The 18,118-nt window shown below is 67.1% G+C and carries 14 protein-coding genes; 6 read left to right on the forward strand and 8 right to left on the reverse strand.

All coding sequences use genetic code 11. The features are described 5' to 3' along the window. Nucleotides 1-40 precede the first annotated feature (40 nt). The 3 genes from BDO18943_RS33160 to BDO18943_RS33170 all read right to left on the reverse strand — a co-directional run bounded on the left by BDO18943_RS33160 (nt 41) and on the right by BDO18943_RS33170 (nt 4,571). Entirely contained in the window at nt 41-1,351 is a 1,311-nt protein-coding gene (locus BDO18943_RS33160; RefSeq protein ID WP_043181735.1) for a replication-associated recombination protein A, read from the reverse strand. 174 nt (nt 1,352-1,525) lie between these two features. Further along, nucleotides 1,526-2,215, reverse strand: a complete 690-nt coding sequence (gene lolA / locus BDO18943_RS33165; protein WP_043181732.1) for an outer membrane lipoprotein chaperone LolA — start codon at nt 2,213-2,215, stop codon at nt 1,526-1,528. A gap of 46 nt (nt 2,216-2,261) precedes the next feature. Further along, complete coding sequence (locus BDO18943_RS33170) at nt 2,262-4,571, reverse strand: DNA translocase FtsK (RefSeq protein WP_175025610.1); 2,310 nt, start codon at nt 4,569-4,571, stop codon at nt 2,262-2,264. Between the two features lie 439 nt (nt 4,572-5,010). On the opposite strand from BDO18943_RS33170, the gene trxB reads away from it, so the two are divergent. The 3 genes from trxB (at nt 5,011) to BDO18943_RS33185 (ending at nt 7,500) form a co-directional block, all read left to right on the forward strand. Continuing rightward, nucleotides 5,011-5,973 (forward strand): thioredoxin-disulfide reductase, encoded by a 963-nt coding sequence (gene trxB, locus BDO18943_RS33175; protein WP_041492769.1) that lies wholly within the window; start codon nt 5,011-5,013, stop codon nt 5,971-5,973. 137 nt (nt 5,974-6,110) lie between these two features. After that, entirely contained in the window at nt 6,111-6,890 is a 780-nt protein-coding gene (locus tag BDO18943_RS33180; protein ID WP_175025611.1) for a Smr/MutS family protein, read from the forward strand. After that, nucleotides 6,877-7,500: a trimeric intracellular cation channel family protein gene (locus tag BDO18943_RS33185; protein ID WP_043183085.1), complete on the forward strand. Its 624-nt coding sequence runs from the start codon at nt 6,877-6,879 to the stop codon at nt 7,498-7,500. The genes BDO18943_RS33180 and BDO18943_RS33185 overlap by 14 nt, the downstream gene beginning before the upstream one ends. An 87-nt stretch (nt 7,501-7,587) precedes the next feature. Here the strand turns inward: BDO18943_RS33185 and BDO18943_RS33190 are convergent, their stop codons facing one another. The 4 genes from BDO18943_RS33190 to BDO18943_RS33205 all read right to left on the reverse strand — a co-directional run bounded on the left by BDO18943_RS33190 (nt 7,588) and on the right by BDO18943_RS33205 (nt 11,990). Next, nucleotides 7,588-8,706 (reverse strand): ABC transporter ATP-binding protein, encoded by a 1,119-nt coding sequence (locus tag BDO18943_RS33190; RefSeq protein ID WP_046545128.1) that lies wholly within the window; start codon nt 8,704-8,706, stop codon nt 7,588-7,590. A gap of 112 nt (nt 8,707-8,818) precedes the next feature. Further along, entirely contained in the window at nt 8,819-9,676 is an 858-nt protein-coding gene (locus BDO18943_RS33195) for a carbohydrate ABC transporter permease (RefSeq protein WP_043181722.1), read from the reverse strand. After that, nucleotides 9,666-10,604, reverse strand: a complete 939-nt coding sequence (locus tag BDO18943_RS33200; protein ID WP_043181720.1) for a carbohydrate ABC transporter permease — start codon at nt 10,602-10,604, stop codon at nt 9,666-9,668. Before BDO18943_RS33200 ends, BDO18943_RS33195 begins: the two co-directional genes overlap by 11 nt. Before the next feature lie 138 nt (nt 10,605-10,742). After that, nucleotides 10,743-11,990 (reverse strand): ABC transporter substrate-binding protein, encoded by a 1,248-nt coding sequence (locus tag BDO18943_RS33205; protein ID WP_043181719.1) that lies wholly within the window; start codon nt 11,988-11,990, stop codon nt 10,743-10,745. Nucleotides 11,991-12,420: 430 nt separating this feature from the next. Between BDO18943_RS33205 and zwf the strand changes: the two genes are divergently transcribed. From zwf to BDO18943_RS33220, 3 genes are all read left to right on the forward strand, one after another. Beyond that, complete coding sequence (gene zwf / locus BDO18943_RS33210) at nt 12,421-13,890, forward strand: glucose-6-phosphate dehydrogenase (protein ID WP_174941423.1); 1,470 nt, start codon at nt 12,421-12,423, stop codon at nt 13,888-13,890. An 88-nt stretch (nt 13,891-13,978) separates the two neighbouring features. Beyond that, the gene (pgl, locus tag BDO18943_RS33215) at nt 13,979-14,659 is read left to right on the forward strand and encodes a 6-phosphogluconolactonase (protein ID WP_175025612.1); all 681 of its coding nucleotides are present in this window, start codon (nt 13,979-13,981) and stop codon (nt 14,657-14,659) included. Beyond that, a complete protein-coding gene (locus BDO18943_RS33220) occupies nt 14,637-16,565 on the forward strand; it encodes a bifunctional transcriptional regulator/glucokinase (protein WP_175025613.1) in 1,929 nt (642 codons plus the stop codon). The genes pgl and BDO18943_RS33220 overlap by 23 nt, the downstream gene beginning before the upstream one ends. 96 nt (nt 16,566-16,661) lie before the next feature. On the opposite strand, the gene BDO18943_RS33225 is transcribed toward BDO18943_RS33220, so the two are convergent. Continuing rightward, nucleotides 16,662-17,879: a Bcr/CflA family multidrug efflux MFS transporter gene (locus BDO18943_RS33225; RefSeq protein WP_175025614.1), complete on the reverse strand. Its 1,218-nt coding sequence runs from the start codon at nt 17,877-17,879 to the stop codon at nt 16,662-16,664. Nucleotides 17,880-18,118 lie beyond the last annotated feature (239 nt).

An 18,118-nucleotide genomic window follows, 5' to 3' on the forward strand; every position in this document is an offset into this window, starting at 1 on the left:
ACTCGCGGCGGCGCCGGCCTCATCGGGCCGCGCGCGCCCGTCAGTCCTTCTTGCCGGCCTCGCGGTCGAGTTCGCGCAGCCACGCAAGCTTGTCGGCGATCTTCGATTCGAGCCCGCGCGGCACCGGCTTGTACCAGCGCGGCTCGCGTATCCCGTCCGGCAGGTACGTCTCGCCGGCCGCATACGCATTCGGCTCGTCGTGCGCGTAACGGTAGGCATGACCGTAGCCGAGTTCCTTCATCAGCTTGGTCGGCGCGTTGCGCAGATGCACGGGCACCTCGCGCGACTTGTCCTGCTTCACGAACGCCATCGCCTGGTTGAACGCGTTGTAGCCCGCATTGCTCTTCGCTGCGCACGCGAGATAGATCACCGCCTGCCCGAGCGCGAGTTCACCTTCCGGCGAGCCGAGCCGCTCGTAGGTTTCGGCCGCGTCGTTCGCCATCTGCAGCGCACGCGGATCGGCGAGGCCGATGTCTTCCCACGCCATCCGCACGATCCGCCGCGCGAGGTATTTCGGATCCGCGCCGCCGTCGATCATCCGGCAGAACCAGTACAGCGCACCGTCCGGGCTCGAACCGCGCACCGACTTGTGCAGCGCCGAAATCTGATCGTAGAAGTTGTCGCCGCCCTTGTCGAAGCGCCGTGCGTTCAGCGTCATCGCGCTGCTGACGAACTCGGCATCGATCGTCGCGACGCCGGCCGACGTGGCGGCTGTCTGCGCCTGCTCGAGCAGGTTCAGGAAGCGCCGCGCATCGCCGTCCGCATAGCCGACCAGCGTATCGATCGCCTTGTCGTCGAACGCAAGGCCGTCGAGCGCGATTTCCTGTGCGCGCTTCAGCAACTGGCGCATCTCATCGTCGTTCAGCGACTTCAGCACGTACACCTGCGCACGCGACAGCAGTGCCGAATTGACCTCGAAGCTCGGGTTCTCGGTCGTCGCGCCGATGAAGGTCACGAGCCCCGACTCGACGAACGGCAGCAACGCGTCCTGCTGCCCCTTGTTGAAGCGGTGGATTTCGTCGACGAACAGGATCGTGTGGCGGCCGGTGCGGTTCAGCGTGTCCTTCGCCTGCTCCATCGACTCGCGGATGTCCTTCACGCCGCCGAGCACCGCCGACAGCGCGATGAACTCGCAGTCGAACGCGAGCGCGGTGAGCCGCGCGAGCGTCGTCTTGCCGACGCCGGGCGGCCCCCACAGGATCATCGAATGCGGCTTGCCCGATTCGAACGCGAGCCGCAGCGGCTTGCCTTCGCCCAGCAAATGCGTCTGGCCGATCACCTCGGCGAGCGTCTTCGGCCGCAGCGACTCGGCGAGCGGCCGGCGCGGCTCGACTTGAAACAGGTCGGACATGAACCCTCGCTCCACTTCAAACGGTAGCGGCCGAACGCGGCCGCCGGACCCGACATTATGACAGCCGCGCGAAAGCCCCGCCGCACCCGGTGCCGCCTGGTGCCCGCGCCCAGAAACGAAACGGGCCTGCCGTCGCCGGCAGGCCCGTTGCGGGAGCGTGGCGCGCGGCGCCGGTCAGCCGGTAATCACGTCCGCGCCCTTCGGCACGACGAACTTGAACGTATCGCCCTTCAGCGGCGGATTGGTCTGGATGTTCGTAAACGTCAGCAGCGTGACGTTGCCGAACACGTCGTGCAACTCCATCGCGGCGAGCGTGCCGTTCTTGAAGCCGATGCCGATCCGCTGGAACTGCGTGTCCTGCGCCTTCGGCAGCATCTCGAGCCACTCGATGCCGCCCTTCTCGCCGGCATCGCGCAGCGTGTAGTTCTTCTCGAGATCGTTGCTGCCGAACAGGATCGCGGCCGGGCTCGCGCCCAGCGCGCCGTTCAGCTTGCGCTCGGTGACCTGGTTCAGGTCGCGGTCGTACACGTAGAGCTTCTCGCCGTCGGCCTGCAGCACCTGCTGGTACGGCTTCTGGTACGTCCAGATGAACTTGCCCGGGCGCGCGAACACGAACGTGCCGCTCGAATTGTCGGTGGGCTTCGGCACGGCCTGCACGGCGCTCGCGCCCTTCGACGGTGCCTTGACGATCTGCTGCGTGAAGTCGCCCTTCGCCGAACGCACCTGCGACACGAACGCCTTCAGTTGCTCGGTGCCGCCCGCGAACGCGTGCGTCGCCGCGAGCATCAGCGATGCGCCGGCGAGCGCCGCGCCGAGCCAGCGCCGCGTCGAACGAAGGGACATTGCGAACGAATGTTGCTGCATATTGCGGTTTTCTCCCTGGGTGGCCGGCGCTGCGAGCGCCGCGGACTCATTCCGCGTCGCGCGCCGGCACAAGAATTTCGCGGTTGCCGCTCGACGACATCGCCGACACGAGCCCCGACTGCTCCATCTGCTCGAGCAGCCGCGCCGCGCGGTTATAGCCGATCCGCAGGTGGCGCTGCACGAGCGAGATCGACGCGCGGCGGTTCTTGATGACGATCTCGACCGCCTGGTCGTACAGCGGATCAGACTCGTCGCCGCCTTCGCCGGTTCCCGCGCCGGCCGAGCCCTCGTCGCCGTCGGCGGTGCCGCCTTCGAGCAGGCCCTCGACGTAGTTCGGCTCGCCCTGCTCCTTGAGCTTCTCGACGACGCGATGCACTTCGTCGTCCGCGACGAACGCGCCGTGCACCCGCACCGGCAGCCCGGTGCCCGGCGCCAGGTACAGCATGTCGCCCATCCCGAGCAGCGATTCGGCGCCCATCTGGTCGAGAATCGTGCGCGAGTCGATCTTCGACGACACCTGGAACGCGATCCGGGTCGGCACGTTGGCCTTGATGAGGCCGGTGATCACGTCGACCGACGGACGCTGCGTGGCAAGGATCAGGTGGATACCGGCCGCACGCGCCTTCTGCGCGATCCGCGCGATCAGTTCCTCGACCTTCTTGCCGACGACCATCATCAGGTCGGCCAGCTCGTCGATCACGACGACGATGTTCGGCAGGCGGCCAAGCGGCTCCGGATCTTCCGGCGTCAGGCTGAACGGATTCGGCAGCTTCTCTTCGCGCTTCGCGGCCTCGTCGATCTTGTTGTTGTAGCCGGCCAGGTTGCGCACGCCTAGCTTGCTCATCAGCTTGTAGCGGCGCTCCATCTCCGCGACCGTCCAGTTCAGCGCGTGGCCGGCCTGGCGCATGTCGGTGACGACCGGGCACAGCAGGTGCGGAATGCCTTCGTAGACACTCATTTCGAGCATCTTCGGATCGATCAGGATCAGGCGCACCTGGTCGGCGGTCGCTTTATACAGCAGCGACAGGATCATCGCGTTGATCCCGACCGACTTGCCCGAACCGGTCGTGCCGGCGACCAGCAGGTGAGGCATCTTCCCGAGATCGGCGCACACCGGCTTGCCGCCGATGTCCTTGCCGAGGCTCAGCGTCAGCGCCGACGACGCGGCCGCATAGACTTCGGAGCCGATGATCTCGGACAGGTGCACCGTCTGGCGGCGCTGGTTCGGCAGTTCGAGCGCCATGTAGTTCTTGCCGGGGATCGTCTCGACGACGCGGATCGACACGAGCGACAGCGAACGCGCGAGATCCTTCGCGAGGTTGACGATCTGGCTGCCCTTCACGCCGGTGGCCGGCTCGATCTCGTAGCGCGTGACGACCGGGCCCGGATATGCTGCGACGACGCTCGCCTCGACGCCGAAGTCCTTCAGCTTCTTCTCGATCAGGCGCGACGTGAATTCGAGCGTATCGGCGGAAATCGCCTCCTGCGCCTTCGGCGCGGGATCGAGCAGCGACACCGCCGGCAGCGTCGAATCGCCCGGCAGGTCGGTGAAGAGCGGCACCTGGCGCTCGCGCTCGACGCGCTCGGACTTCACCGGCGTGACGACCGGCGGCACGATCGTCACGGGCTCGTGATCCTCGATGCGCACGCGCTCCTCCTCGACCTTGCCCTCGCGGCGCACGGCCGCGGCCTCGCCGAGCTTGCGGTCGCGCTCGGCCTCGCGGCGCAGCTTCGCGACGTTGACGGCGGACAGGATCGCGCCGCCGACGCGCTCGGCGACCGACAGCCACGAGAAGCGGAAATACAGCGACAGGCCGATCGCCAGCGCGATCAGCAGCAGCAGCGTGCCGCCCGTGAAGCCGAACGCATGCGACATCGCACCCGCGACGGCCTCGCCGACGACACCGCCCGGCGCGCGCGGCAGCTGCACCTTCAGCGACCACATGCGCAGCGCCTCGATGCCGTCGCACGCCAGCACGACGAGCACGAACGCGAGGATTTCGGTGAGCCAGCCAATCGGCCGCTCGGGTTCGTCCGCGACCGCCTCGTGGCGCGTGATGCGGCGATAGTTGACGGCGATGCGCCGCGCGAGCGGCACGATCAGCCAGTAGGCCGACAGGCCGAACAGCAGCAGGATGATGTCGGCCGTCCACGCGCCGACGCGGCCGGCCCAGTTCGAGATGTGGTCCACCTGGGCGGCGTGCGTCCAGCTCGGATCGCGCCGGCTGTAGCTCAGCAGGGCCATCACCAGAAATGCGCAGAGCGCGACCTGGAGAATCCAGCGGATCTCCGTGAGGAGCTTCGACATCCGGTGCGGCAACGCCTGTGCCTGGGCGGAATAAGGAGCTTTTGCCATGAATCCGTATAAAGAGGACGGGCCGTGCGCCCGCCTGTCGTTCGATCCCGCTTATTGTAAACGCTGCACCGGGCCGCCAAGTGTAAATGACGGTTACATAAGAGGGCCGGGGCACGGCCGGCCCCGCGGACGCGCTCCGCAGCGGCCCTTCCCCCCCAGTCCGGCCAGGCGTCGGGCGCCGCTTCTGCGCAGCCCCGAACCAGCGCCCCGCCCTGCCGCACCCGTGCGGCAACGCGTCGCCGCGCGCCCCGCCCGCCCCGCGTGCGCGGCCGTTGCGCCGCCCGACACTATCGCCGCGATTGAAACTCTCGTTCGGCAACGCAGCAACGGGGCCTTTATAATGCGCGTCTGATACCCATCTATGACGGCATCCCGGTCAACCCGGATCGTACGGCGAGCCCCACCCCGCCCGCCGCGGCCGCCTTTTACGGATTCGCACATGTCCACGCCCAAACACGCCAAAGTCCTGATTCTCGGTTCCGGCCCCGCCGGCTACACGGCTGCCGTCTACGCAGCACGCGCCAACCTGTCCCCGGTGCTGATCACCGGCATCGCGCAGGGCGGCCAGCTGATGACCACGACCGACGTCGAAAACTGGCCGGCTGACGCGAAAGGCGTGCAGGGTCCGGAGCTGATGGCGCGCTTCCTCGAGCACGCCGAGCGCTTCAACACCGAAATCATCTTCGACCATATCCACACCGCGAAGCTGCACGAGCAGCCGATCCGCCTGATCGGCGACTCGGGCGAATACACGTGCGACTCGCTGATCATCGCAACCGGCGCGTCCGCGCAGTATCTCGGCCTGCCGTCCGAAGAATTGTTCATGGGCAAGGGCGTGTCGGCCTGCGCGACCTGCGACGGCTTCTTCTATCGCGGCCAGGAAGTCGCCGTGATCGGCGGCGGCAACACGGCCGTCGAGGAAGCGCTCTACCTGACGGGCATCGCGAAGAAGGTCACGGTGATCCACCGCCGCGACAAGTTCCGCGCGGAACCGATCCTGATCGACCGCCTGCTGGAGAAGGAAAAGGAAGGCGCCGTCGTGATCAAGTGGGATCACGTGCTCGACGAAGTGACGGGCGAAGATTCGGGCGTCACGGGCCTGCGCATCAAGAACGTGAAGACCGGCGCGACGGAAGATCTCGCCGTGCAGGGCGTGTTCGTCGCGATCGGCCACAAGCCGAACACGGACCTGTTCCAGGGCCAGCTCGAGATGAAGGACGGCTACATCCTGACGAAGAGCGGCCTGCACGGTAACGCGACGTCGACGAGCGTCGCGGGCGTGTTCGCCGCGGGCGACGTGCAGGACAACGTGTACCGCCAGGCGATCACCAGCGCCGGCACGGGCTGCATGGCCGCGCTCGACGCGCAGCGCTACCTCGAAAGCCTGCACGACAAGAAGTAAGCCGCGAGACCTGCCGCGCCGGGCGCTACAATGGCGTCCGCTGCCGCGAAGCGGGTCTGGCCGGACAAGCCGCTGCCGCCGTGCAGCGGCTTTTTTTTGCCCGCGCGCCCGAACGCGCCTGCCCTGCGTACCGAATCATGGCGAAGAACCAGCCCCATCCGAGCGATCCCGCGAAGCGGCAGATCGCCGCCCGTCCCGCGAACCCCGCGCCCGCCGCGCCGGCGCCCGCACCCGATCCCGCCACGTTGCGCGGCCAGGGGCTCGCGGGCCTCGGCGCGCTGCGCAAGTCGCTGCAAGGCGAAGCCGATCGCCGCGACCGCGAGCGCATCGAATCGGCGAAGGCCGAGCGCAAGGCGGAAGCCGACGCGAACCTGTTCCGCAACGAGATCGGCGCGATCCAGCCGCTCAATGCGCCGCCGCGCGCGGCGGCCGGCCGCACGCCGCCGGACCCGGTGCCGAAGCAGACGCAGCGCGACGAGGAAGCCGTGCTGAACGCGACGTTGTCCGACGAATTCGATCCCGAGACGCTGCTCGACAGCGACGACTCGCTGTACTACCACCGCCCCGGCATCAGCCGCGACGTGGTACGCAAGCTGCGCAGCGGCGCGTGGATCGTGCAGGCGCAGATCGACCTGCACGGGATGCGGCGCGACGAGGCGCGCGATGCACTCGCCGAATTCATCCGCGAAGCCGGCAAGAAGGGGCTGCGCTGCCTGCGCGTGATCCACGGCAAGGGGCTCGGCTCGATCGGCAAGGAACCCGTGCTGAAAGGCAAGGTGCGCGCGTGGCTCGTGCAGAAGGAAGAAGTGATCGCGTTCTGCGAGGCGCGCGGCAACGATGGCGGCGCCGGCGCGGTGCTGGTGCTGCTGCAGCCGTTCGCGGCGCCGGGCGACCGGGGGCCGCGTGCCGCATCCTAGGCTGACGCTCGCGATCGCGATACTGGAGGCGATCGCCACGCTGGCCTTTGCGATCTCGGGTTTCATCGAGGCGCGCAAGAACCGTCTCGACTCGGTCGGCACGTTCGTGGTGGCGCTCGCCACCGCGTTCGGCGGCGGCACGCTGCGCGACATCCTGCTCGAGCGCCGGCCGTTCTACTGGGTCGTGCACGACGACTACGTGATCGTGATCTTCGTGCTCGCATTGTTCGCGCCGTTCGTGCTGCGGATGCTGTCGCGGCTGTCGGCCGAGCGATTGCTGCTCGTCGCCGATGCGATCGGGCTCGGGATCTTCAGCATTTCGGGCACGGCGATCGCACTCGATGCCGAGATGCCGCGTTTCATCGCGGTGATGATGGGCGTGATCACGGGCGTGGTCGGCGGGATCATCCGCGACGTGCTGTGCAACGACATCCCGCTGATCCTGCGCGATTCGCGGCCGTACGCGACCTGCGCGTTCGTCGGCTGCTGGTTCTACCTGCTGCTCGTGTGGCTGCAGTTCGATTCCGTCTACAGCGTGCTGCTCGCGACCGGCTTCATCCTCGTCGCGCGGCTCGCGACGTTCAAGTTCGACGTACGGCTGCCGCACTGACTGTCGCCGCAACATCGACTGTCGCGCCGAAACAAAGGGGCCGTCCGAAGACGGCCCCTTTTTGCTTCATTCAGCGCTCTCGCGACATCACGCGATCCGCTCTTCCGACGCCGGATCGAACAGCACCGCCTTCGACACGTCGAACAGCAGCGACAACGTCTGGTCAGGCTGCGGGTTCGCGGCCGGATGCACGCGGCTCACGATGCGCTTGCCGTTCACCTGCGCGAACACGTGCGTATCCGGCCCGGTCGGTTCGGTCACGTCGACACGCACGTCGAACGGCTGCAGGTGCGACGCGTCGCCGTTGTGCGCGTGGCGCACGTCGGTGATGCGCTCCGGACGCAGGCCGAGGATCACCTCGCGGCCGACGTGCGACTTCAGCTTCGCCGCGTCGAACGGCAGGTTCAGCGCGCCGCGCTTGACGCCCGTGTCGACTTCGAGCGCGATCCCGCTGCCCTGCTCGACCAGCTTGCCGTTGATGAAGTTCATCGGCGGCGCGCCGATGAAACCCGCGACGAACAGGTTCGACGGCGAGTCGTAGATCTCCTGCGGCGCGCCGAACTGCTGGACCACGCCGTCCTTCATCACCGCGATCCGGTCGCCGAGCGTCATCGCCTCGATCTGGTCGTGCGTCACGTAGACGATCGTCGTGCCGAGGCGCTGGTGCAGCAGCTTGATTTCCGCGCGCATCTCGATGCGCAGCTTCGCGTCGAGGTTCGACAACGGCTCGTCGAACAGGAACAGCGACGGATCGCGCGCGAGCGCACGGCCCATCGCGACGCGCTGGCGCTGGCCGCCCGACAGTTGACCCGGCTTGCGGTCGAGCAGGTGCTGGATCTGCAGCATCTGCGACACGCGGTCGACGATCTGCTGCTGCTCGCTCTTCGGCACCTTGCGGATGTTCAGGCCGAACGAGATGTTCTCGCGCACCGTCATCGACGGATACAGCGCGTACGACTGGAACACCATCGCGATGTCGCGATCCTTCGGCGACAGGTCGTTGACGACCTTGCCGTCGATGCAGATCTCGCCGCTCGTCACGGTCTCGAGCCCGGCGATCATGTTGAGCAGCGTCGACTTCCCGCAGCCCGACCCGCCGACCAGGATCAGGAACTGTCCGTCCTCGATCTCGATGTCGACACCCTTCAGGACCGGCACCCCGTTCGGGTAGGTCTTGTACACGTCACGGATGGAAAGGCTTGCCATGCTGTGAATCCTCTGTCTCGTCTCGCGCGGCGCACTCGGGCGCCGCGTCGGGTTCGTTTCGATGCGCCGCGCGCGAGGCGCGGCCGGTTCGTCGTATCGGATGAAGCCGCGCTTACCCCTTCACCGCGCCCGCCGTCAGCCCGCGCACGAAGTATCGGCCGGCGACGATGTAGACGAGCAGCGTCGGCAGCGCGGCGATGATCGCGCCGGCCATGTCGACGTTGTATTCCTTCACGCCCGTCGACGTGTTGACGAGGTTGTTCAGCGCAACCGTGATCGGCATCGAATCGACGCCGGAGAACACGATCCCGAACAGGAAGTCGTTCCAGATCTGCGTGAACTGCCAGATCAGGCACACCATGAAGATCGGCAGCGACACCGGCAGCAGGATCTTCGTGAAGATCGTGAAGAAGCCCGCGCCGTCGATGCGCGCGGCCTTCACGAGCTCGGCCGGCACGCTCACGTAGAAGTTGCGGAAGAACATCGTCGTGAACGCGATGCCGTACACGACGTGCACGAACACGAGGCCGGGAATCGTGTTGGCGAGGCCGAGCATCCCCTGCAGGCGCGCCATCGGCAGCAGGATTACCTGGAACGGGATGAAGCAGCCGACCAGCATCATCGTGAACAGCGCGTCGGCGCCGCGAAAGCGCCAGTGCGTGAGCACGTAGCCGTTGAACGCGCCGATCAGCGACGAGATCAGCACGGCCGGGATCACCATCTGCAGCGAGTTCAGGAAGAACGGCTTCATGCCGTCGCAGCGCACGCCGGTACAGGCGCCGCTCCAGGCCTTCACCCACGGATCGATGGTCCACGTGGTGGGCGGCGTCAGCAGGTTGCCGGTGCGCAGCTGGTCGAGATCCTTGAACGACGTCGACAGCATCACGTAGATCGGGAACAGGAAATACAGCGCGAACAGGATCAGTGCCGCATAGATCACTGCCCGGCTGATCGTCATCTTAGGCTGCATTGCGGGTGCTCCTCGATTCCATATACATCAGCGGCACCAGCACCGCGACCACGGTCGCGAGCATCATCACCGAGGACGCCGCGCCGAGCCCGAGCTGGCCGCGGTTGAACGAAAACGTGTACATGAACATGGCCGGCAGCGACGACGACGTGCCCGGGCCGCCCGCCGTCAGCGCGACGACCAGGTCGAAGGTCTTGATCGTGATGTGGCAGAGGATCAGCAGCACCGAGAAGAACACCGGGCGCATGCTCGGGATCACGATCTTGCGGTAGATGGTCGGCAGCGTCGCGCCGTCCACCTGCGCGGCCTTGAAGATCTCCGCATCGACACCGCGCAGCCCCGCGAGGAACAGCGCCATCACGAAGCCGGTCGATTGCCACACGGCCGCGATCACCACGCAGAAGATCGCCTTGTCCGGATCGTCGAGCCAGCCGAACGAGAAGCTCGTCCAGCCCCAGTCGTGCATCACCTTCTCGAGGCCGAGGCCCGGGTTCAGGATCCACTGCCACGCGGTGCCGGTGACGATGAACGACAGCGCCATCGGGTACAGGAAGACCGCGCGCAGCGCGCCTTCGTTGCGGATCCGCTGGTCGAGCAGAATCGCGAGGAACAGCCCGAGCGCGACGCAGACCACGATGAACGGAATCCCGAACCAGCCGAGGTTCGCGGCGGAGGTCCACCACACGTCGTTCTGGAACAGGTCCGAGTAACGGCCGAAGCCGTCGAATTCGTAGTTCGGCAACAGCCGCGAATTGGTCAGCGACAGATAGCCGGTAATCAGGATGAAGCCGTAGATGAACACCACGGCGATCGCGACGCTCGGCGCAAGCACGAGCTTCGGGATCCAGCGATCGGCGAAGGCCGACATCGGCGACGTACGCCGTGCGGCGGCAGCGCCGGATCCATTTCCGCTAAGAGGGGCAGCCACTTGATTCGACTCCTGGAACGAGGGCGACGCAGGCCGGGCCGGCGCCAGGTACGGCACGAGCCCGCGGGCGAGCCCGTTTGCTGCACATGCAAAAACGCCCGGCCGATGAAGCGCTTCCGGCCGGGCGCCTGTCGCGCGTTACTTGACCTTCGCGGCCTTCGCGAGCGCGGCGACCGCGCTCTTCGAATCCTGCTGCGAGTTCATGAACTTCGTCACGACGTCCGTGATCGCGCCGGCGGTCGCATCGCTCTGCGCCATCCCGTGCGCGAGCGACGGCACGAAGCCGCCCGACTTGATCGCGGTCTGCTCGTCGGCATACGACTTCTTCGCGCAGTCGTCGAACTTGTCCATCTTCACGCCGAGGCGTACCGGCACCGAACCCTTCAGCAGGCTGAACTGCTCCTGGAAGTCCGGCGTCATGATCGTCTTCGCGAGCGCGAGCTGGCCCGGCGTTGCCGCCTTGTCGCCCTTCTGCTGGAAGAACACGAACGAATCGACGTTGAACGTGTAAGCATTCGCCGTGCCCGGCACCGGTGCGCAGATGTAGTCCTTGCCCGACTTCTTGCCGGCGTTCTCGAACTCGCCCTTCGCCCAGTCGCCCATGAACTGCATGCCGGCCTTGCCGTTGATTACCATCGCGGTCGCGAGGTTCCAGTCGCGGCCGTTACGGCCGGTATCGAAGTAGCCCTGGATCTTGCGCACCGTGTCGAACACGGACAGCATCTGCGGCGAGGTCAGCGTCGCCTGGTCGAGGTCGACCAGCGCCTTCTTGTAGAACGCCGGGCCCTGCGACAGCACGACGTCTTCCCACAGCGTCAGGTCCTGCCACGGCTGGCCGCCCATCGCGACCGGCTGGATGCCCGCGGCCTTCAGCTTGTCGGCCACCGCGAAGAATTCAGGCCAGGTGGTCGGCACCTTCGCGCCGACCTTGTCGAGCGCGGCCTTGTTGATGTACAGCCAGTTCACGCGGTGCACCGAGAACGGCGCCGCGACGGTGTGGCCCTTGTACTTGATGATCTTGTCGATTTCCGGCGGCAGGTTCTGCTTCCAGTCGCCGGCCGCGGAATCGATGTTGACGAGCACGCCCTGGTCGGCCCAGTCCTGGATCAGCGGGCCCTTGATCTGCGCGGCCGACGGTGCGTCGCCGCTGATCACCTTGGTCTTCAGCGCGGTCATCGCCGCGGCACCCGCGCCGCCCGCGACCGCGAAGTCCTTCCACACGTAGCCCTGCTTCTGCACGTCGTCCTTCAGCACGCCGACGGCCTTCGACTCGCCGCCCGAGGTCCACCAGTGCAGCACCGTCACGTTTTCGGCTGCCTGCGCCGCCACGGCGCCAGCCATCAGACCTGCGGCGCAGAGCGCGCCCATGATCGAGCGAACTTTCATTACTTATCTCCTCCAGACTGAATCAACTCGTGAGGTTCCCCGACGGGGAACCGGCTTCTTGATAACGACGGGGAAATCGAGCCGCGGGACGCATGCAGCGTACGGGGCCGATGACCGGCCGGGCTCTTACAGAAAGCGTGAATCGAGATTCAACGGCGTGTCTCCTCTTTGTGTTTCTGGCCCGCCGCGATGCTGCGGCGCGAGCCCGGGGCCGACGTCGCGCTGACGATGCGCGCCGTCAATGTCCGATAACATTCGGCACAAGGCGTTCCCGAAGGCGAAGCTCGCGCAGTTCATCGACCGCACTTCTTTTTTTCTTCACCCAGGTGCTACCCCTTGCGGCGGATTGTAGTTAAACTACAATTCAGTGTCAAAAATATTTTTATCGCACTACGGATCGCTTCCCAGCACCCCAACCCGGCGGAGACACATGCATACCGATTCCAGCTTTACCTTCGTACTTTTCGGCGGCACCGGCGATCTGTCGATGCGCAAGATCCTGCCCGCGCTGTTCGAAGCGCACCGTGCGAACATGCTGGCGGAGAGCGGCCGGATCGTCGCTGTGGCGCGTCATGAATCGGATCGGGCGTCCTATCTCGAGTGGGTCGACACCCACGTGAAGCCGCACGCGGCCAAGGCCGCCGGCAAAGCGTTCGACGAAGCTGCGTGGAAGTCCTTCCTCGATCGCATCGAGTATGTGCACCTCGATCTCGGCCGCGCGGAAGACTACGTCGTGCTGCGCGACGCGGTGGCATCGCTGCCCGGCATCCGCGTGTTCTATCTTGCGACGGGCCCGTCGCTGTTCGTGCCGATCTGCAAGGCGCTCGCGTCGGTCGGCCTGAACGAAGGCTCGCGCATCGTGCTCGAGAAGCCGCTCGGCTACGACCTGAAGTCGTCGAACGCGATCAACGACGCGGTCGGCGAGATCTTCGCGGAAGGCCAGATCTACCGGATCGACCACTACCTCGGCAAGGAACCCGTGCAGAACCTGCTCGCGCTGCGCTTCGGCAATGCGCTGTTCGAGCCGTTGTGGCGCCGCGAATGGGTCGAGAGCATCCAGATCACGATCGCCGAGGAGCTCGGCGTCGAGGCGCGCGGCGATTTCTACGACAATACGGGCGCGCTGCGCGACATGGTGCAGAACCACCTGCTGCAGCTGCTGTCGATCGTCGCGATGGAACCGCCGCACTCGATGGATTCTGATTCGGTACGCGACGAGAAGCTGCGCGTGCTGCGCGCGCTGAAGCCGGTCGATCCGCGCGACATCGGCAAGGTGGCCGTGCGCGGCCAGTATCATGCGGGCGTGATCAAGGGCGCGCAGGTGCCGGCCTACGCGACCGAGCCGGGCGTGAAGCCCGACAGCCAGACCGAAACCTTCGTCGCGCTGAAGGTCGAGATCGAGAACTGGCGCTGGGCCGGCGTGCCGTTCTTCCTGCGCACCGGCAAGCGTCTTGCCGATCGCGTCGCGGAGATCGTCGTCAATTTCCGCCCGGTGCCGCACTCGGCGCTCGGGCCCACCGCGCTGCGTCCCGGCTCGAACCGCCTCGTGATCCGGCTGCAGCCGAACGAAACGATCCGCCTGTACTGCCTCGCGAAACAGCCGGGCGAAGGGATGAACCTCGCGAGCGTGCACCTCGACCTCGCGTTCGACCAGTTCTTCAAGGAAGGGCAGATGGAGGCGTACCAGCGCCTGCTGCTCGACGTGATCAACGGCCGGCTCGCCCTCTTCGTGCGCCGCGACGAACAGGAAGCCGCATGGCGCTGGGTCGAGCCTATCCTGAACGAATGGGCACGCACGCTGAAGCCGCCGAAGCCGTACGCGGCGGGCACGTGGGGGCCGGCCGCGGCGAGCGCGATGCTCGCGCAGCACGACACCTGCTGGCTCGAAGAAGAGAACTGATGCAAACCGTTGCCGCGCACGCCACCGTACGCGGCAACGTGCCCCACGATTCGTACGATTTGAACAGACAAAGCAGTCCGGAGGAGATGTGATCGAGATCCACGCTTTCGACACCCAGGAAGCGCAAAGCGACGCGCTCGCGCGCGCCGTCGGCGATGCGCTGCGCGCCGCGCTCGCCGGCCCCGCGCGCCCAACGCTCGCGGTGTCCGGCGGCACCAGCCCGCGCCCGTTCCTGCAAACGCTGTCGCACGCGGCGCTCGACTGGGCCGGCGTCGACGTGACGCTGGTCGACGACCGCTGGGTGCCGGAGGACGACGCAGCCAGCAACGCGCACCTCGTGCGCGATACGCTGCTGCAACACGCAGCGGCCCCTGCCCGCTTCCTGCCGCTCGTCGACACGCGCGCCGCGCTCGACGCGCACGTCGCCGCGCTGAACACGAACGCCGACTACCGCGTGCCGACCGTCGCGGTGCTCGGCATGGGCGAGGACGGCCACACCGCGTCGATCTTCGCCGATGCGCCCGAATGGGAGCACGCGATCACGACGTCCGAGCGTTTCGTCGCCGTCCATCCCGGCGCCGCGCCGCATGCGCGCGTGAGCTTCTCGCTCGATGCGCTCAAGCGCGTCGACCGGCTGTTCCTGCTGATCGCGGGCGAACGCAAGCGCGCGGTGCTCGACGCCGCAGCCGCATCGCTGCAGAAGAACGCGATTTCCCAACTGGCCAACGACAAGGGGACCCAGCTCGATGTCTACTGGTGCGCAAAGTAAGGCGGCCGTCGCGGGCCAGCATGCCGACGGCCCGCGCCTGCTCGCGGACGTCGGCGGCACCAACGCGCGCTTCGCGCTGGAAACCGGCCCGGGCGACATCACGCAGATCCGCGTGTATCCCGGCGCAGACTATCCGACGCTCACCGACGCGATCCGCAAATACCTGAAGGACGTGAAGATCAGCCGCGTGAATCACGCGGCGATCGCGATCGCCAATCCGGTCGACGGCGACCAGGTCACGATGACCAACCACGACTGGAGCTTCTCGATCGAGGCGACGCGCCGCGCGCTCGGCTTCGACACGCTGCTCGTCGTCAACGATTTCACCGCGCTCGCCATGGCGCTGCCGGGCCTGACCGACGCGCAGCGCGTGCAGATCGGCGGCGGCACGCGCCGCCAGAACAGCGTGATCGGGCTGCTTGGGCCCGGCACCGGGCTCGGCGTGTCGGGGCTGATTCCGGCCGACGACCGCTGGATCGCGCTCGGCAGCGAAGGCGGCCATGCGTCGTTCGCGCCGCAGGACGAGCGTGAGGATCTGGTGCTGCAGTACGCGCGCAAGAAGTTTCCGCACGTGTCGTTCGAACGCGTATGCGCGGGCCCCGGCATGGAGATCGTCTATCGCGCGCTCGCCGCGCGCGACAAGAAGCGCGTCGCCGCGACCGTCGACACGGTCGAGATCGTCGAGCGCGCGCATGCGGGCGACGCCCTCGCGCTCGAGACGGTCGAATGCTTCTGCGGCATTCTCGGCGCGTTCGCGGGCAGCGTCGCGCTGACGCTCGGCGCGCTCGGCGGCGTGTACATCGGCGGCGGCGTCGCGCTGAAGCTCGGCGAACTGTTCACGCGCTCGTCGTTCCGTGCGCGCTTCGAGGCGAAGGGCCGTTTCACGCACTACCTCGAAAACATCCCGACCTACCTGATCACCGCCGAATACCCGGCGTTCCTCGGCGTGTCGGCGATCCTCGCGGAGCAACTGTCGAACCGCTCGGGCGGCGCGTCGTCGGCCGTGTTCGAACGGATCCGCCAGATGCGCGACGCGCTGACGCCAGCCGAGCGCCGCGTGGCCGATCTCGCGCTGAACCATCCGCGCTCGATCATCAACGATCCGATCGTCGACATCGCGCGCAAGGCCGACGTGAGCCAGCCGACGGTGATCCGCTTCTGCCGCTCGCTCGGCTGCCAGGGGCTGTCCGACTTCAAGCTGAAGCTCGCCACCGGCCTCACCGGCACGATCCCGATGAGCCACAGCCAGGTGCATCTCGGCGACACGGCCACCGACTTCGGCGCGAAGGTGCTCGACAACACGGTGTCGGCGATCCTGCAGTTGCGCGAACACCTGAATTTCGAGCACGTCGAGAACGCGATCGAGATCCTGAACGGCGCACGGCGCATCGAGTTCTACGGGCTCGGCAACTCGAACATCGTCGCGCAGGACGCGCATTACAAGTTCTTCCGCTTCGGGATCCCGACGATCGCGTACGGCGACCTGTACATGCAGGCCGCGTCGGCCGCGCTGCTCGGCAAGGGCGACGTGATCGTCGCGGTGTCAAAGTCGGGACGCGCGCCCGAGCTGCTGCGCGTGCTCGACGTCGCGATGCAGGCAGGCGCGAAGGTGATCGCGATCACGTCGAGCAACACGCCGCTCGCGAAGCGCGCAACCGTCGCACTCGAAACCGACCACATCGAGATGCGCGAGTCGCAGCTGTCGATGATCTCGCGGATCCTGCATCTGCTGATGATCGACATCCTCGCGGTCGGCGTCGCGATCCGCCGTGCGTCGACGAACGGCGAACTGCCCGAGGCCGTCGCCCAGGCGAAGGCACGCGCGAGCGACGACGAAACGGCCGACGTGCTCGACTGGCTGAGCCACGGCGCGTCGCCGGCGGCGAAGGACGTCGCGCGGGACTGACGCGGCGCGGCGGCCGCCGCTCCCCGCGTTCGAAACAAAAACGCCACCGGCGCAGCGCGCACGGTGGCGTTTTTCATTCTGCCGTCAGGCCGCGGCTCAGGCGCCCGCCTTGACGGGCCGCCCGTGCCAGCGCAGCACGAGGTAGCGGCCAGCGAAACACAGCACGCCCGAGATGCCGATCGTCACGCCCATCGCGAACGGCGTGCCGTCGGCCAGTGCGCCGATCGCGACGCTCGCGATCGCGCCGAGCGCCAGCTGCATCGCGCCGAACACCGCCGCCGACGCGCCCGCGTTGTGCGGATAGCGATGCATGAGGTCGGTCGTGCAGTTCGCGGACAGGATCCCGACCACGCCGACGACGAAGAACAGGCACACGACGATCGACCACAGCCCGCCCCACCCCGTCAGCGCGACGAGCGCGACCGCGAGCGATGCGATGCAGCTCACGAGCGACGCGGCCGCGATGATGCGCAGCGAGCCGATGCGGCCGACGAGCCGTGTGTTCGCGAAGTTGCCGATCATGATGCCGACGACGTTCAGGCCGAACAGCAGCCCGTAGTGCTGCGGCGACACGTGGAAATACTCGATGTACACGAACGGTGTGGCGGTGATGTACGAGAACATCGACGCGAACGCCATGCCGCCGCACAGCATGTGCCCCCATGCAACGGGATCGGACAGGATGCGCCCGTACGACGCGAACGACGCGAGCACGGCCGCGCTCTTGCGCCGCTCCTTCGGCCAGGTTTCGGGTACGCGCAGGTACGCGGTCGCCGCGCACACCGCGCCGAACACGGCCAGCACGACGAACACGCCGCGCCAGCCCGAGAAACGCAGGATCTGCCCGCCGATCAGTGGCGCGAGCAACGGCCCGACCGCAGTGACGATCGCGACCATCGACAGCACCTTCGCCGCGTCGGTCGGCTCGTGCGCGTCGCGCGCGATCGCGCGCGACAGCACCGACGCCGCGCCGGCGCCAAGCGCCTGCAGGAAGCGCACGAGGATCAGCATGTCGATCGACGTCGACACGAAGCAGCCGATGCTCGCGAGCGTGAACAGCGCGATGCCGCCGAGCAGCACGGGGCGTCGGCCCCATGTGTCGGACAGCGGGCCGTACAGCAGCATGCCGACCGAGAAGCCTGCCATGAAGCTCGTCAGCGTGCGCTGTGCGGCGCCAGGGCTGACGGCGAAGCCGTCGGCGATCGACGGCAGGCTCGGCAGGTACATGTCGGTAGCGATCGGCCCGCAGGCGGCGAGCGCACCGAGCAACAGGATCAGCCGGGCATCGGGCCGGCGCCGGACGACGTGGGACATGGGTATCCGGAATGGAGCCCGCACGCATCGGGGCGCGCGTGGCGATGAAGACGGGAGGCCGCGCCGCGAACGGCGCGCTCAGGCCCATGATTGTACGCGCAACTTTTTTACGTGCCGCCGGTGCGCGTGCGCGGCCGGCCTGAAAGCAGCTGTGCGGTGCCCGCCGCGCAGGATCGCGAGCGGGGATTCGATTAAGCTTGCAGCTCCTTGCCTCTCTCGTCTGACCAATTCGACGCACG

It is taken from the genome of Burkholderia aenigmatica, assembly GCF_902499175.1.
GTDB lineage: Bacteria > Pseudomonadota > Gammaproteobacteria > Burkholderiales > Burkholderiaceae > Burkholderia > Burkholderia aenigmatica.

What these genes read in the sequence shown, in the direction of transcription:
- BDO18943_RS33190 (WP_046545128.1), bottom strand. Translation starts at nt 8,706, where the DNA reads ATGGCAAGCCTTTCCATCCGTGACGTGTACAAGACCTACCCGAACGGG.
- lolA (WP_043181732.1), bottom strand. Translation starts at nt 2,215, where the DNA reads ATGCAGCAACATTCGTTCGCAATGTCCCTTCGTTCGACGCGGCGCTGG.
- trxB (WP_041492769.1), top strand. Translation starts at nt 5,011, where the DNA reads ATGTCCACGCCCAAACACGCCAAAGTCCTGATTCTCGGTTCCGGCCCC.
- zwf (WP_174941423.1), top strand. Translation starts at nt 12,421, where the DNA reads ATGCATACCGATTCCAGCTTTACCTTCGTACTTTTCGGCGGCACCGGC.
- BDO18943_RS33205 (WP_043181719.1), bottom strand. Translation starts at nt 11,990, where the DNA reads ATGAAAGTTCGCTCGATCATGGGCGCGCTCTGCGCCGCAGGTCTGATG.
- BDO18943_RS33225 (WP_175025614.1), bottom strand. Translation starts at nt 17,879, where the DNA reads ATGTCCCACGTCGTCCGGCGCCGGCCCGATGCCCGGCTGATCCTGTTG.
- BDO18943_RS33180 (WP_175025611.1), top strand. Translation starts at nt 6,111, where the DNA reads ATGGCGAAGAACCAGCCCCATCCGAGCGATCCCGCGAAGCGGCAGATC.
- BDO18943_RS33160 (WP_043181735.1), bottom strand. Translation starts at nt 1,351, where the DNA reads ATGTCCGACCTGTTTCAAGTCGAGCCGCGCCGGCCGCTCGCCGAGTCG.
- BDO18943_RS33170 (WP_175025610.1), bottom strand. Translation starts at nt 4,571, where the DNA reads ATGGCAAAAGCTCCTTATTCCGCCCAGGCACAGGCGTTGCCGCACCGG.
- BDO18943_RS33195 (WP_043181722.1), bottom strand. Translation starts at nt 9,676, where the DNA reads ATGCAGCCTAAGATGACGATCAGCCGGGCAGTGATCTATGCGGCACTG.
- BDO18943_RS33220 (WP_175025613.1), top strand. Translation starts at nt 14,637, where the DNA reads ATGTCTACTGGTGCGCAAAGTAAGGCGGCCGTCGCGGGCCAGCATGCC.